A 630-nucleotide genomic window follows, 5' to 3' on the forward strand; every position below is an offset into this window, starting at 1 on the left:
ATTGAGGGGCTCTTTTTATTTGCCGTCTAGTGTTGGTTTAAGAGGCTAATTTAAACCGAGCATATTCGGCTCACCACGATAGATAATGCGATCGTTTCCACGGTGAATACCAAACGTGACTATTGTTGGCGGGTTTTCTTCTTCGGGAGTCGAAGTTTCCCAGTCATATTTGAGCCAAGGCAGTTGGTTGCCTGAGTGATCTAGATTTAGGCTGAACTGAATTTGTTCTCTTGCCGCGTCAATTTGGCTTGCAATGATGTCGTTGGTTCTGCCAACACTCATCTTAGCAACACCAGATAACTGGGCGTTATTTACCGGTGCGTTCGACCAAATAGGCGTGCTGGTGTAGTACGCACCATTTGCGGTTGTCGAGTTGTCATCTAAGTTTGTAACAAATCTACCGTTTTGCCACACCTCTACGTCCAATGGCACTTTGATCTTCATGCCCTGATTTCCGCCAACATCCTTAAAGTTCAAACGACCAAAACGAATGTCTGGTTGTTTCGTCAGAATTTCACCGCCATCGAAGAAGTTCACCTCATCAACCACGTGAGTAGTCACCAAGCCAATTTTACTGCTCTTGCTGTTTGCACCGCGGTTGAACGGGCCATCAGGGTAATGGCCTTTAGT

General features: G+C 46.0%; 1 protein-coding gene. It reads right to left on the minus strand.

The window, feature by feature from the left end; translation table 11 throughout:
• Positions 1-45: 45 nt before the first annotated feature.
• The coding region (locus R8N49_RS28200; RefSeq protein ID WP_318190579.1) for a DUF6701 domain-containing protein at positions 46-630 on the minus strand (585 nt) is incomplete at its 5' end.

It is taken from the genome of Vibrio sp. 1978 (assembly GCF_033344345.1).